Source organism: Pseudomonas agarici (assembly GCF_001543125.1).
GTDB lineage: Bacteria > Pseudomonadota > Gammaproteobacteria > Pseudomonadales > Pseudomonadaceae > Aquipseudomonas > Aquipseudomonas agarici.
The window spans coordinates 2208467-2221922 of the sequence record NZ_CP014135.1 but is presented as its reverse complement, the minus strand read 5'-3'; the positions used below and the strand labels follow the sequence as shown (position 1 = coordinate 2221922).

Here is a 13456-nt window from a genome sequence, read left to right as displayed (position 1 = left end):
CTAGGTTTTCACACAGTCTGTTGAGGGCCGGTTTTTTATGGGCGGGATTGGCTGCGGCGAACGATCAGTCGTTGAAGTCTTCCCAACCGCCCATTTGCTTCCAGCGATTGACGATACCGCAGAACAATTCGGCGGTTTTCTCGGTGTCATAGCGCGCCGAGTGAGCTTCGCGACCGTCGAAGTCGATATCGGCGGCCTGACAGGCCTTTGCCAGCACGGTCTGGCCATAGGCCAGACCGGCAAGACTGGCAGTGTCGAAGCTGGAGAACGGATGAAACGGGTTGCGTTTCATGTCCAGGCGCGCGATAGCGGCGTTGAGGAAACCCAGATCGAAACTGCTGTTGTGCCCGACCAGGATCGCGCGCTTGCAGCCGTTGGCCTTCAGCGCCTTGCGCACGCCACGGAAGATGTCGGTCAGTGCGGTCTCTTCGCTGACGGCCATGCGCAGCGGATGATCGAGCTTGATTCCGGTAAATTCCAGGGCCGCCGCCTCGATGTTGGCGCCTTTGAATGGCTCGACCCGGAAGAAGTAGGTGTGCTCGGGGAACACGAAACCTTTTTCGTCCATGCCGATGGTGGTTGCGGCAATTTCCAGCAGCGCGTCGGTGGCGGCGTTGAAACCACCGGTTTCTACGTCGACGACGACCGGCAGGTAGCCACGAAAGCGTGCGGCCATCGGGTGGCGGGAGCCACCTGAATTGCCATTGCCTTCCTGTTCGTCATCGAAATGGTCTTCACTCACAGCGTTTCCTCCAGCAGGCGCCAGCGCAGTTTTTCACCGGCGCGCAGCGGGATGACGGACAGCTCGCCAAATGGCAGGCTGGCAGGGGCGGTCCACTCCTCGCGGACCAGGGTGATGCGCTCGCTGTTCGGTGCCAGGCCGTAGAAGCGTGGGCCGTGCAAGCTGGCGAAACCTTCGAGCTTGTCCAGGGCATTGCGTTGTTCGAATGCCTCGGCATACAGCTCGATAGCCGCATAAGCGGTGTAGCAGCCGGCGCAACCGCAGGCGGTTTCCTTGGCATGCTGGGCATGGGGCGCCGAGTCGGTGCCGAGAAAGAACTTTTCGCTGCCGCTGGTGGCGGCGTCGAGCAGGGCCTGTTGGTGGGTGTTGCGCTTGAGGATGGGCAGGCAGTAGAAGTGCGGCCGGATACCGCCCACCAGCATGTGGTTGCGGTTATAGAGCAGGTGGTGCGCGGTAATGGTCGCACCGACGTTGGCCGCAGCCTCGTTGACGAATTGCACCGCGTCGGCGGTGGTGATGTGTTCGAACACTACTTTCAGCGTTGGGAAGCGCTCGACCACACGGCGCATGTGTTCGTCGATGAATAGCTTCTCGCGGTCGAACACGTCGACATCGCCACGGGTCACTTCACCGTGGATCAGTAGTGGCATGCCAACCTCGGCCATGGCTTCCAGGACCGGAAAAATCTTGTCCACGCAGGTGACGCCGGAATCCGAGTGGGTGGTCGCACCGGCTGGATAGAGCTTGGCCGCGTGGACAAAACCGCAGGCCTTGGCGGCGCGGATATCCTCGGGCTGGGTCTGGTCGGTGAGGTAGAGCACCATCAGCGGTTCGAAACGGCTACCGGTCGGCCGTGCCGCGAGAATGCGCCGGCGATAGCCATCGGCCTCGGCGGCGTTGCGTATCGGAGGCACCAGGTTGGGCATGATGATGGCGCGACCAAAGGTGCGCGCAACATCCGCTACAGTGTGAGGTAACACAGCACCATCGCGAAGATGAATATGCCAGTCGTCGGGACGCAGCAGGGTCAGGCGGTCGGACATTGGGGATTCCAGGCGGGTCGAACTGATGGGAATGCTACCGGAAAAGACTCTCTCAGGCACTCGCTATCAAGTTTTGCTGCCAGTGACCGATATCCCGAACGTAGTGTGTAGAGCCGGTATGCCAGTCTCAAAGTCGTGAAACCATTGGAGCCTCCCGTGCGCCAGCGTTATTTAGCCTTGCTCAGTATGTTCGTCAGTCTGCCCACCGTGGCGCTGACCTTCCAGACCCGTCTGGAGAGCATCGAGTGGAAAGTGGAAGGTGACCCATTCGAGTGTCGACTGGCTCAGCCGATCACCGACTTCGGTTCGGGCGAGTTCGTGCGACGGGCGGGCGAGCAGGCGATTTTTCGTCTGAGGGCCTATAACCATGTGTTCGGCGGTGGTTCGGCAACCCTGCTGGCCGCGGCTGCGCCTTGGCAACCCGGGCGCGGTGATATCAACCTGGGATCGGTGCAGGTTGGCAACGGCGATATCCTGTTCAACAGTTCCCAAGGCCAGGCTGGTGGGCTGTTTCGTGGTCTGTTCGAGGGCCGCAGCCCGGTCATTCGTCATTACTCGCGAGACGGCGGGGTTGCCGAAGTGCGGCTGCTGCCGGTGAAGTTCAGCCAAGCCTACAGCGATTTCCAGGCTTGTACCGCCAAGCTGCTGGCGAAGAACTTCGAGCAGGTGAAGCAGGCCGAGATTGGCTTTCCCGGTGGTGGTATCGATCTGGATGCGCAGGCCAAAGCCCAGTTGCAGGTGATGCTGGACTTCATCAAGGCAGATCCCCGCGTCAATCACATCGAACTCGACGGTCACTCGGACAATAGCGGTAATCGCCTGACCAATCGCGACCTGTCGCGTCGGCGAGCACTGTCGGTGAAGGACTTTTTCACGGCCAACGGCATTCCGGAATCACAGATCATCGTGCGCTTCCACGGTGAGCGTTACCCGTTGGCGCCTAATACCAACTCCGCCAACCGGGCGAAGAACCGTCGGGTCAACATTCATCTCGAGCGCGTTCCGGCACTTGAAAAACCGGCCCCGACGGCGGCGGCGGGAAATTCGGCGACAACTTCCTGAATCGGCTGTCGTCGCTCGTTCGACATTAGCTGTCGCGCCTCTGTAAATTCGCGGTTTTGGTCGGTAGAATCGGTGCCTTTCCGTACAACCCGTGGAGTGATGGCATGGCCGACGTAAACAAGGTCGTTCTCGCGTATTCCGGCGGCCTGGACACTTCGGTGATCCTCAAGTGGCTGCAGGATACTTATAACTGTGAAGTGGTGACCTTCACTGCGGACCTGGGTCAAGGCGAAGAGGTCGAGCCTGCTCGTGCCAAGGCGCAAGCCATGGGCGTGAAAGAGATCTATATCGACGACCTGCGCGAAGAGTTCGTGCGTGATTTCGTCTTTCCGATGTTCCGTGCCAATACCGTCTACGAAGGCGAGTACCTGTTGGGTACTTCCATCGCGCGTCCGCTGATCGCCAAGCGCTTGATTGAAATCGCCAACGAAACCGGCGCCGACGCCATTTCCCACGGGGCTACCGGCAAGGGCAACGACCAGGTTCGTTTCGAGCTAGGGGCCTATGCCCTCAAGCCGGGCGTCAAGGTCATCGCTCCATGGCGTGAATGGGACCTGCTGTCCCGTGAAAAGCTGATGGATTATGCCGAAAAGCATGCGATCCCGATCGAGCGTCATGGCAAGAAGAAATCCCCGTACTCCATGGATGCCAACCTGCTGCACATCTCCTATGAGGGCGGTGTGCTGGAAGACACCTGGACCGAGCACGAAGAAGACATGTGGCGTTGGACCGTCTCCCCAGAGAACGCTCCCGACAAGCCGCGCTATCTGGAGCTGACCTACCGCAACGGTGACATCGTCGCGCTGGACGGCGTCGAAATGAGCCCGGCCACTGTGCTGGCGACCCTGAACCGCATCGGTGGCGAGCACGGTATCGGTCGTCTCGATATCGTCGAGAACCGCTATGTGGGCATGAAGTCCCGCGGCTGCTACGAAACCCCTGGTGGCACCATCATGCTACGCGCGCACCGGGCGATCGAGTCGATCACCCTGGACCGCGAAGTCGCTCACCTTAAAGATGAGCTGATGCCCAAGTACGCCAGCCTGATTTACACCGGCTATTGGTGGAGCCCCGAGCGTCTGATGCTGCAACAGATGATCGATGCTTCCCAGGCCCATGTGAACGGTGTGGTTCGCCTGAAGCTATACAAGGGCAATGTGATTGTGACCGGGCGCAAGTCCGAGGAGTCGCTGTTCGATGCCAATATCGCGACGTTCGAAGAAGACGGCGGCGCCTACAACCAGGCTGACGCAGCGGGCTTCATCAAGCTGAATGCGCTGCGCATGCGCATTGCCGCGAACAAAGGACGTAAGTTGTTCTGATCCGTCTGTTTGCCTGAAAAGCCCCGGCCCGTAGGTCGGGGCTTTTTTTCGGGAATTGATGTTCCGCCAGCGCCACGGGCACTGGTGCATGTGCTCGGGCGGAAGGAACTCCGGCGGGAGACTGGGTAGGAAGGAGTAAACCTGGTGTTCATTCCTTTGAGTCGTCTCGATGATGCTTGAGTTCGAATCGATAGTGCCTGCCCAGCTCCCATACCTGACGCACCGTCAGCTCCAACGCCTGTGCAATTTCCATGGCGGTATATCCCAATGCAGCGTAATGCATGGCGTGCCCGGCGATTACATCATCCGCGAGTGAGCCGGCAGGTGCCGAAAGACTCGTTCGGTATTTCCGGGGCGTGGATAATGGGCGGCGATGGGGGATCCTCAGGCCCTGTTCCTGGGCGATCCTTCTTATCTCGCCTTTATTCATTTTCAAGGAGTATTGCAAGGCGGATATTCCGGCGCCCTTTGTTATGAGGTTTTTCAGTAGCTCAACTTTTCTTGCATATTCTTCCGTTGTGTCGACTTCGTTTGTTGCAGGAGTGGGTATTTCATAATTGTCCCTGGCCGGTCCTTTTGTCGAGGCGGGCTCTATCGTTCCGCCATGTTTGATGAACTCGGTGATGGCGAGCTCAAGGTCATGGGATTTATAGTTGCTCTTCTCTTTGTTTATAGTGGTGTTTTTCATGAAGTATAGCCTGCTCGTAAAGGGGGATAGGCTGTCGTGAAGTTTTCGTCTGAAAAAGTCAGTTGTTATGGAGTTTCCTGTTTTTAAAAAGCTAACGGGAGAGCATATGGTTTGCAAGAAAAATATGCTGGTCAAATGTTTGGTTTTTTTCTGGAAAGATTAATTTTAAAAACCCGGTAAGCATTCCTTATGCTGCGTAGTACCTTTCCTTTAGTTGCGGTGGTGATGGACTTAAATGTTTTGGTGGTATTCACTGGAAGTCGAAAGAGCTATTGTTTGAGATATATCAGGGTTTTTTCAGGGCGAGCAGTTGGGTGTTAAAGCGCATATGAAATCTATTCGAAATTTTTTCCTCATGAGATTGTCAGGCCAGTACTTTAAAAAGGAGTCGGCAGAACGCTGAGTGTTTAATATTTTCTTCAGCTGGCTGTGTAGTAGAATGATGAAAGTGTTTAGTTGTCGTGCGTCCCGATATCGTTCTCTCCTCCGGCCTCAGCAGTTCGCTGCCGATGATCTTCGGCAGCGCGCTCGCGGGATAGGGTTATTTCTTGTTGCAGAAAACCATTAGACATCCGACGCCTGGCGTCTCTAATGTTTATGCGGGACGGATAGCGTTTGGTGTGCAGGTGTTTGCCTATCCTGTTTATCTGTATCGTCTCCGGCATCATGAAGCGACGTCGACGCAAGGTCGGTGCGGTGGATCAGATGGTTATGAGGTAACGTGCTTGACTGTTGGATAAATTGATTGTCACCTCATTCCTGAAAACAGCACTTTTCTTGTGGTGCTTTTTTTGTAGGGCAAATCCTTGTTGTTTGTAGGGAAGGTCTTTGGCTGGTACTGCTCGGGGTAGGCGCTATGCCCAGGAGGTTGTGACTAGGCTATTGTGCTGACTCTGAAAATTCGAACAGCGAAAATTGGACTTGCCCATGAATAAAGTGCTGATCGTGGATGATCATCCCGTCATTCGCCTTGCTGTACGCATGCTGATGGAACGGCATGGCTACGAAGTCATTGCGGAGACGGATAACGGCGTGGATGCCTTGCAGCTGGCGCGAGAGCATGCACCGGACATTGTTATACTCGATATTGGAATTCCCAAACTGGACGGGTTGGAGGTCATTGCTCGCTTAACTTCCATGGGACTCTCTTTCAAAGTACTGGTACTTACTTCACAGGCTCCCGGGCATTTCTCCATGCGTTGCATGCAGGCGGGCGCAGCCGGTTATGTGTGCAAGCAGCAGGACCTGACCGAAATGTTGAGTGCCATAAAGGCCGTTCTATCAGGCTACAGTTATTTCCCCAATCAGGCGTTGCACACCGTGCGTTCCAGCATGGGGAACGCCAGTGAGGCGGACATGGTCAACCGGCTTTCGGGTCGTGAAATGATGGTCCTGCAGCAACTGGCCAGGGGGAAAAGCAACAAGGAAATTGCCGATGGAATGTTCTTGAGCAACAAGACGGTCAGCACCTATAAGACACGTTTGTTGTTGAAACTGAACGCTCGTTCTCTGGTTGACCTGATTGAGCTCGCTCAACGCAACGGCTTGGTTTGAGGCGAGCAGGCGAACCATTCGGGCAGCGTGCGGGGAGAGTTGGCGACCCCAGGGTCATAAGGGCGGTGCTACAGGCGAGTCGTTATAGCCAAAAAAAAGCCTCCGATCAGGAGGCTTTTGATGGGAGGCTACATCACTTACAAGTCAAAATCGTAATCAGCCAGCTGCTTTTGTAGGCGGCGCTCGTCCAGCATATTGTCGATGGTGCGACGCTTGCTCAGATTGGTCTTCGCGACCTCTATCGGATGTTCCGCTTCATCCGAATCGACCTGCATCAGGTCGTCCTCTACATCCAGCGCTTCTTTATCGGTACTCATAAAGTCAACTCCGGGCTAAGACTGCCGTTGGCGCTCCTTATAACGATAATTACCTGCCGGGTAAAAAAGATTTTTTCAATTGGCTTGGCAGTAGGCGCAATAGTGACTCAATCGTCGGATGTCTTGTGCTTGTATTCGCACAGGTCTTCGATCCGACAACTGCCACAGCGCGGCTTTCGGGCCTGGCAGACATAGCGTCCGAGCAGGATCAGCCAGTGATGAGCATCGAGCAGGTATTGTTTTGGCACGAATTTCATCAACTGCTTTTCTACCTCCACCACATTCTTCCCTGGGGCCAGTCCCGTCCGGTTGCTGACTCGAAAAATATGCGTATCGACCGCCATGGTCAGTTGCCGAAAGGCTGTGTTGAGGACCACGTTGGCGGTCTTGCGGCCGACCCCTGGCAGGGCTTCCAGCTCTTCCCGTGCCTGCGGGACATGGCTGGCATGACGTTCGATCAATAGGCGACAGGTCTCGATGACGTTTTTCGCCTTGCTGTTGTAGAGACCGATAGTCTTGATGTACTCGGACAAGCCCTCAACCCCCAACGCATGGATTGCCTCGGGAGTATTGGCCACTGGGTACAGCCGGGCGGTGGCCTTGTTCACGCCGACATCGGTGGCCTGGGCGGAAAGAATCACGGCGATCAGTAGCTCGAACGGTGACGAGTAAGCCAGTTCGGTCTTGGGCTGCGGGTTATCCTCGTGGAGCCGACGGAAAATCTCCAGGCGTTTGGCGGCATTCATGGGGCGGTCATTTCCTTTTAAACACTAGGTTTGAGGTTGCGCGCAGAGCCCAGGCTTTTTTCCCGGCCAGCAGCAGCCCCAGTAGGAGAAAGGCCCCCGGCACTCGCCCGGCCAGATGGAGGCCGTTTTCGGCAGAGAACAGACTGATGGACCCGTGGCTGACGGCTCCAGTCCACCATTGCAGATGATCGAATACGGTGCCGTTTGCCAGTAGCTCGCGCAGCAGGCCGAGGCTGAACAGCAGAACGCCGAAACCAGCGAACAGGCGCACAGTGATGTTCAGCCTGTCTGGCTGGAAAAAGCCGAAGTGTTCAAGCGCCAGGCACTGCACACTGACCAGCGCCAGGTAAATCCCCAGGGCCTGGTAGAGCTCCCAGGACCAGGCTTGCAGCCCCAGGGAAACCAGGCTGACACTGCCGGCCGCCAGGAGAACCTGTGTCGGCCACGCCAGTTCCGGGTGGATCCAGGGCTTCAGCGCACGGCCCGCCGCCGCGTAGATCAAGGCCACCAGCAGACTCGCCAGCCACAACGACATTGCCTTGATCAGCGAGTCGCTGGTACCGAGCAGGGACGGGAGCATCAGTGAGCCTGGTAATAAGCTGCTGCTATTCATGCGCGCTTCCTTCCAGCAGTTGATCCCGGTGTTGGTCAAAATAACGCAAAGCGTCATGAATCGTGTCGATCACTGCTCGGGAGGTAATTGTTGCGCCAGCCATCTGATCGAAGTGTCCGCCGTCTTTTTTCAGTCCCCATGCGGCATCAGGCGTATCGGTCTGGGATTTTCCGAGAAACTCCCTCATCCAGGCACCACCTTCTTCGGCGATCCTGCCACCCAGCCCTGGTGTTTCCATGTGTGACAGGGTTTTCACCCCCAACAGCTTGCCGTTTGCGCCGATGCCTATCAGCAGTTCGACGGGACCGCCATAACCTTGGGTTCTGCTTTGGAATACCACCGCCACCGCCTGGCCCTGCTGGAGCACCCGATAGCCTTGTATCAGACTGCTGTGGGACAACGGCTCGGTCCTTAATACCAGTAGCTTTTGTTCATATTCGCCGGCCGGCAGCACCTGCGTCAGGGCCCGGGCCTGAATCGCCTGCTGCTGCGCCTGGATTCGCGGTATCGCCTGCTGTTGCAGCTCCCAGGTCAAACCTGTGATGAGCGCCGCCAGGGCGGTGAGGATCAGCAGTGAAGCCGGTTTGCTCATGGCGTCCGCCGTTCTGATCGTGGGACGGACCAACGCTCGAGCGTCGGTACCATCAAATTCATCAGCAGCACCGCGAAAGCCACGCCATCAGGGTAGCCGCCCCAGGTGCGGATGATGTAGGTGAGCAGCCCGACGCCAGCGCCAAACAGCCACTGAGCCCTTGCGTTTTTTGGGCCTGAAACCGGTTCGGTAACGATGAAGAACGCACCGATCATGGTGGCCCCGGTTAGCAGGTGAAACAGTGGCGAACCGTTGGAATCCGAGCCGGAACCCTGCCAGAAGGCCAGGCTGATCAGGAACAGGCTGGCGAGCATGCCGACCGGCGCATGCCAGCTGAATACCCGTTGTTTCAGCAGAAACAGGCCACCGGCTAGAAAGGCCAGGTTGATCCATTCCGCACCTTTGCCGCCCCAGTGCCCGAAGGCGCCTTGGGCGGTGAACAGCTCTTCCATGGTCAGGCTTTGGTTGATTCGCAGGGTATCCAGGGCGGTCGCTTGGGCCCAGGCATCCGGTTGCCCGGTGAGATGAACGCCCAGCACCTGTTGCAAACCACCCAGCAGGTCCATCCCATGGGAGACGGGCCAATGGGTCATGGCTTGCGGAAAGGCCACGAGCGCCAGGGCATAGCCCAGCATCGCCGGATTGAACGGATTCTTGCCGACTCCGCCATACAGGTGTTTACCCGCCAGCAAGGCGCCGGCGCTGGCAAACACCGGCAGCCACCAGGGACTGTAGGGAGGCAGCGCCAATGCCAGCAGCGTGGCGCTGACCAGGGCACTGCCGTCTAGCAACGCGGGCCGGATCGGGCGGGTACGCAACCGTAGCACGGCGGCTTCCACCACCAGGGCACTGAGTGCGCACAGCAGCAGGTTGATCAGCACGCCCCAGCCATACCACAGGAGTAGGGTCAGGGTCGCGGGCAGGGTGGCGAGCAGCACCCATTGCATGGCTTGCTGGAGGCGCTCATCCGGCTGTCCGCCGGTTTCATGGCGTGGCATGGGCATCGACCTGGCGCTGGGTTTCCTCGAGCCGACGCTGTGCGTCGTCCAGCGCCTGCTTCGAGGTTTCCGGCTGCCGCCGCAGCTTGCCAAGTTCGGCGCGGCGCATGGCCAACTGAATCTTCGCGCGCTTGAGTTCAGTGTCCTTGGGGATGTCGGGGGCGGCGAGCGGAGCGCTGCTTTCCAGGTGAGCGAGGGCCTGTTGCGCCGCCTCAAATTGCTGTTGAAGGATTGCCAACTGGGCAGCGTGTTCGGCAATGGGGGGATGACCGAAGGCCTTCAACGACTTGTTCAGTTGTGCACGGCGCATGGCCAGATCGATCTTGGCTTTTTTTAAGGCGGCATCGGAGTCGAGCGCCTTGTGTGCCTTGACCCGCTCCAGCGCGGCCTTGACCGGATCGCTCGTCTCGCTGTCCGATTGCACCGGGCGTGAGGCGCGGGCCTGGCGTTCGGCGTGGCGGCGCTCCTCTTCGGCGCGCAGTCGTGTATTGCGCTGGTCGAAGCGACGGCGGGCACGTTTGCGTTTTTCGTCGCGTGCCTGTTGCTGCTCGGCATTGAAAGCCAGCCCGCCGACAATCGGCACGACCTGGGCAAGCGGCAGCGGGTGCATATCAATGCAATCCACCGGGCATGGCGCGACACACAGGTCGCAGCCGGTACACTCATCGATGATCACCGTGTGCATCAACTTGGCCGCGCCGACGATGGCATCCACCGGGCACGCCTGAATGCACTTGGTGCAGCCGATGCACTCGGCCTCGCGGATAAAGGCGATCTGGGCGGGCGCCGCGCCGCGTGCGGGGTCCAGCTCCAGGACCGGCACCCGCAGCAGGTTGGCGAGAGCGGCGATGGTTTCACTGCCGCCCGGCGGGCACTTGTTGATGGGTTCGCCCTGGGCAATTCCTTCGGCGTAGGGTTTGCAGCCTGGATGACCGCATTTGCCGCACTGGGTCTGCGGCAGCAGTGCATCGATACGTTGAATCAGACTCATGGTTTGACCAGTCCGTTGAAACCGAGAAATGCCAATGCGATGAGGCCGGCGCTGATCAGTTCGATCACCAGCCCGCGAAACGGCAAGGGCACTTCTTCATGATGGATACGCTGGCGCAGATCGCTGAACAAGCCCAGAACCAGCCAGAAACCCAACCCCGTGCCCAGGCTCAGCAGCGCCGCGTGGCTCACTCCACGGTCGTTCTGGGTGCTGATCAGGGCCAGGCCGAGGATACCGCCGTTTACCAGCAGCAAAGGCCAGAGCCCCTCGAAAGGCAGGCCCGGCAGCCAGCGTGCGAGCAGCTTGAGGCTTGGATGGATCAGCGCGACGCTGAGCGGCAGGAAAACCAACAATTGTAATGCGCTCAAATCGAGCGGCAACAGCAACAGCTGATAGACGCTGTAGTTCAGCAGCGTGGCGACCAGCATCAGCCAGGTGGTGGCAATACCCAGCGCGTGCAGCTTGTGCCGTTCGATCCCCGGCGTGCGCGTCGCCTGTAACAGCGGATCGACGCCCAGCGGCCATTGCAACACGATGTTGTTGATCAGGGCAGCGCTGACAAAGGTGAGAAAGAGGTCGGTCATGATCGTGCCGGGTGAACGGATAGCCGTGATTATCCGGCAAGGACGCGAGCTGCACTAGCGGGCCACGATTGTTCGTGACCTGCTAGTGCGACGTAGGGACTATTTGATTCGCTGACCAGGCTTAGCACCACTATCCGGGCTCAGCAGGTAGATTTCCTCACCGCCGGGGCCGGCCGCCATCACCATGCCTTCGGAGACGCCGAAACGCATTTTGCGCGGCTTGAGGTTGGCGATCATCATGGTCAGGCGACCTTCCAGTTCAGCCGGGTTCGGGTAGGCGCTCTTGATGCCGGAGAACACGTTGCGTTGCTCGTCACCAATATCCAGGGTCAGGCGCAGCAGCTTATCCGCGCCTTCGACCGCTTCGGCCCTGACAATCAGCGCGACGCGCAGGTCGACGGCGGCGAAGGCATCGAAGTCGATTTGCGCCGACAGCGGGTCTTTGATCAATTCGCCGTTGCCTGACGGGGCGGCGCTGCCGGTGTCGGTCTGGCTGGCGGCGAGGTCTTCCTTCGAGGCATCGGTCATGGCCTGCACTTTTACCGGGTCGATACGGGTCATCAGCGGCTTGAACTCATGCAACTGATGGTTGCCGAGCCAGCGGTTGTGATCGTCCCAGGTCAGCGGCGCGACGTTGAGGAAAGCTTCGGCATCGGCGGCCAGCAGCGGCAGCACCGGTTTGAGGAAGATGATCAACTGACGGAACAGGTTGATGCCCACGGCACAGACGGCCTGGACTTCATCCTGCTTACCCTCCTGCTTGGCCAGGGACCAGGGCGCCTTGTCGGCGATCCAGGCGTTGGCACGGTCGGCCAGGGCCATGATTTCGCGCATCGCACGGGCGAAGTCGCGGCTCTCGTAGGCTTCGGCAATGCTCGGTGTCGCGGCGAGGAAGGCTTCGGTCAGTTCCGGCGCGGCGTTACCGGCCACCAATACCCCGGCGTTGCCCTTGTGGATAAAACCGGCGCAACGGCTGGCGATATTCACCACCTTGCCGACCAGGTCGGAATTGACCTTCTGCACGAAGTCTTCCAGGTTCAGGTCAAGGTCGTCGACACCCTTGCCCAGCTTGGCTGCGTAGTAATAACGCAGGTATTCCGGCGACAAGTGGTCGAGGTAGGTGCGGGCCTTGATAAAGGTGCCACGGGACTTGGACATCTTCTGGCCATTGACGGTCAGGTAGCCATGCACGTTGATCCCGGTCGGCTTGCGGTAGCCCGCGCCTTCGAGCATGGCCGGCCAGAACAGGGCGTGGAAGTTGACGATGTCCTTGCCGATGAAGTGGTACAGCTCGGCGGTGGAGTCCTTGCCCCAGAACGCGTCGAAATCCAGTTCCGAACGACGCGCGCAAAGGTTCTTGAAGCTGGCCATGTAGCCGATCGGTGCATCCAGCCAGACGTAGAAGTACTTGCCCGGCTCATCGGGGATCTCGAAGCCGAAATACGGCGCGTCGCGGGAGATATCCCACTGTTGCAGGCCAGCATCGAGCCACTCGGCGATCTTGTTCGCCACGGCGTCCTGCAGGGCACCGCCGCGAGTCCAGGTTTGCAGCATGGCCTGAAAGTCTGGCAGCTTGAAGAAGAAGTGCTGGGAATCCTTGAGCACGGGGGTCGCCCCGGAAATCGCCGATTTCGGCTCTTTCAGGTCGGTGGGGGCGTAAGTGGCGCCGCATTTTTCGCAGTTGTCGCCATACTGGTCTTCGGTGCCACATTTCGGGCAAGTGCCTTTGATGAAGCGGTCGGCCAGGAACATCTGCTTGTGCGGGTCGAAGTACTGGGTGATCGAACGTGTGGCGATATGCCCGGCTTCGCGCAGGCGCAAGTAGATCTGCGTCGACAGCTCGCGGTTTTCCTCGGCATGGGTCGAGTGGAAGTTGTCGAACTCCACCAGGAAGTCGGCAAAATCGCTGCTGTGCTCAAGCTGTACGTTGGCGATCAGTTGTTCCGGGGTGATGCCTTCCTTTTCCGCGCGCAGCATGATGGCCGAGCCGTGGGCGTCGTCAGCGCAGACATAGATGCATTGGTTGCCGCGGTGCTTCTGGAAGCGTACCCACATGTCGGTCTGGACATACTCGACCATGTGACCAAGGTGGATGGAACCATTGGCATAGGGCAGGGCACTGGTGACGAGGATCTGGCGTGGCTCGGACATGGGGCTCGGCTACTTGAAGTGAAACGGAGACCGAACACTATAAAGCGCCGACG

14 protein-coding genes are annotated in these 13456 nt (G+C 58.7%); 3 read left to right on the top strand and 11 right to left on the bottom strand.

Annotated features, from left to right (window positions below; all coding sequences use genetic code 11):
* Positions 1–64: 64 nt before the first annotated feature.
* Complete coding sequence (rnt, locus tag AWM79_RS09835; RefSeq protein WP_017129965.1) at positions 65–742, bottom strand: ribonuclease T; 678 nt, start codon at positions 740–742, stop codon at positions 65–67.
* The gene (gene pyrC, locus AWM79_RS09830) at positions 739–1785 is read right to left on the bottom strand and encodes a dihydroorotase (protein WP_017129964.1); all 1047 of its coding nucleotides are present in this window, start codon (positions 1783–1785) and stop codon (positions 739–741) included. Before pyrC ends, rnt begins: the two co-directional genes overlap by 4 nt.
* Before the next feature lie 156 nt (positions 1786–1941).
* Here pyrC and AWM79_RS09825 point away from each other — a divergent pair, with 156 nt between their 5' ends.
* Positions 1942–2847 (top strand): flagellar protein MotY, encoded by a 906-nt coding sequence (locus AWM79_RS09825; RefSeq protein WP_060782721.1) that lies wholly within the window; start codon positions 1942–1944, stop codon positions 2845–2847.
* Between the two features lie 104 nt (positions 2848–2951).
* On the top strand, positions 2952–4169 hold the full coding sequence (locus tag AWM79_RS09820) for an argininosuccinate synthase (RefSeq protein WP_017129962.1): 1218 nt from the start codon (positions 2952–2954) through the stop codon (positions 4167–4169).
* Between the two features lie 148 nt (positions 4170–4317).
* Here AWM79_RS09820 and AWM79_RS09815 read toward each other — a convergent pair whose 3' ends face one another.
* Positions 4318–4857 carry a hypothetical protein gene (locus AWM79_RS09815; RefSeq protein ID WP_060782720.1) on the bottom strand — a complete coding sequence of 180 codons (540 nt, stop codon included), beginning with the start codon at positions 4855–4857 and terminating at the stop codon, positions 4318–4320.
* Between the two features lie 927 nt (positions 4858–5784).
* On the opposite strand from AWM79_RS09815, the gene AWM79_RS09810 reads away from it, so the two are divergent.
* Entirely contained in the window at positions 5785–6411 is a 627-nt protein-coding gene (locus AWM79_RS09810) for a response regulator transcription factor (RefSeq protein WP_017129960.1), read from the top strand.
* 137 nt (positions 6412–6548) lie between these two features.
* Here the strand turns inward: AWM79_RS09810 and AWM79_RS09805 are convergent, their stop codons facing one another.
* The 8 genes from AWM79_RS09805 to metG all read right to left on the bottom strand — a co-directional run bounded on the left by AWM79_RS09805 (position 6549) and on the right by metG (position 13403).
* Entirely contained in the window at positions 6549–6728 is a 180-nt protein-coding gene (locus AWM79_RS09805; protein ID WP_017129959.1) for a PA3496 family putative envelope integrity protein, read from the bottom strand.
* A gap of 107 nt (positions 6729–6835) precedes the next feature.
* Entirely contained in the window at positions 6836–7474 is a 639-nt protein-coding gene (nth, locus tag AWM79_RS09800) for an endonuclease III (protein WP_060782719.1), read from the bottom strand.
* A 7-nt stretch (positions 7475–7481) separates the two neighbouring features.
* Entirely contained in the window at positions 7482–8087 is a 606-nt protein-coding gene (locus AWM79_RS09795) for an Rnf-Nqr domain containing protein (protein ID WP_060782718.1), read from the bottom strand.
* Positions 8080–8679, bottom strand: coding sequence for an RnfABCDGE type electron transport complex subunit G (locus AWM79_RS09790; protein WP_060782717.1), 600 nt, complete (start codon positions 8677–8679; stop codon positions 8080–8082). The genes AWM79_RS09795 and AWM79_RS09790 overlap by 8 nt, the downstream gene beginning before the upstream one ends.
* The gene (locus AWM79_RS09785; protein ID WP_060782716.1) at positions 8676–9677 is read right to left on the bottom strand and encodes an RnfABCDGE type electron transport complex subunit D; all 1002 of its coding nucleotides are present in this window, start codon (positions 9675–9677) and stop codon (positions 8676–8678) included. The genes AWM79_RS09790 and AWM79_RS09785 overlap by 4 nt, the downstream gene beginning before the upstream one ends.
* Entirely contained in the window at positions 9664–10668 is a 1005-nt protein-coding gene (gene rsxB, locus AWM79_RS09780) for an electron transport complex subunit RsxB (RefSeq protein WP_060782715.1), read from the bottom strand. Before rsxB ends, AWM79_RS09785 begins: the two co-directional genes overlap by 14 nt.
* The gene (locus tag AWM79_RS09775; RefSeq protein WP_060782714.1) at positions 10665–11252 is read right to left on the bottom strand and encodes an Rnf-Nqr domain containing protein; all 588 of its coding nucleotides are present in this window, start codon (positions 11250–11252) and stop codon (positions 10665–10667) included. Before AWM79_RS09775 ends, rsxB begins: the two co-directional genes overlap by 4 nt.
* A 99-nt stretch (positions 11253–11351) precedes the next feature.
* Positions 11352–13403 (bottom strand): methionine--tRNA ligase, encoded by a 2052-nt coding sequence (metG, locus tag AWM79_RS09770; RefSeq protein ID WP_060782713.1) that lies wholly within the window; start codon positions 13401–13403, stop codon positions 11352–11354.
* Positions 13404–13456: the final 53 nt, after the last annotated feature.

Coding starts and splice junctions, on each gene's coding strand:
- pyrC (WP_017129964.1), bottom strand. CDS start 1,785: ATGTCCGACCGCCTGACCCTGCTGCGTCCCGACGACTGGCATATTCAT.
- AWM79_RS09820 (WP_017129962.1), top strand. CDS start 2,952: ATGGCCGACGTAAACAAGGTCGTTCTCGCGTATTCCGGCGGCCTGGAC.
- AWM79_RS09815 (WP_060782720.1), bottom strand. CDS start 4,857: ATGAAAAACACCACTATAAACAAAGAGAAGAGCAACTATAAATCCCAT.
- AWM79_RS09810 (WP_017129960.1), top strand. CDS start 5,785: ATGAATAAAGTGCTGATCGTGGATGATCATCCCGTCATTCGCCTTGCT.
- AWM79_RS09805 (WP_017129959.1), bottom strand. CDS start 6,728: ATGAGTACCGATAAAGAAGCGCTGGATGTAGAGGACGACCTGATGCAG.
- nth (WP_060782719.1), bottom strand. CDS start 7,474: ATGAATGCCGCCAAACGCCTGGAGATTTTCCGTCGGCTCCACGAGGAT.
- AWM79_RS09795 (WP_060782718.1), bottom strand. CDS start 8,087: ATGAATAGCAGCAGCTTATTACCAGGCTCACTGATGCTCCCGTCCCTG.
- AWM79_RS09790 (WP_060782717.1), bottom strand. CDS start 8,679: ATGAGCAAACCGGCTTCACTGCTGATCCTCACCGCCCTGGCGGCGCTC.
- AWM79_RS09785 (WP_060782716.1), bottom strand. CDS start 9,677: ATGCCACGCCATGAAACCGGCGGACAGCCGGATGAGCGCCTCCAGCAA.
- rsxB (WP_060782715.1), bottom strand. CDS start 10,668: ATGAGTCTGATTCAACGTATCGATGCACTGCTGCCGCAGACCCAGTGC.
- AWM79_RS09775 (WP_060782714.1), bottom strand. CDS start 11,252: ATGACCGACCTCTTTCTCACCTTTGTCAGCGCTGCCCTGATCAACAAC.
- metG (WP_060782713.1), bottom strand. CDS start 13,403: ATGTCCGAGCCACGCCAGATCCTCGTCACCAGTGCCCTGCCCTATGCC.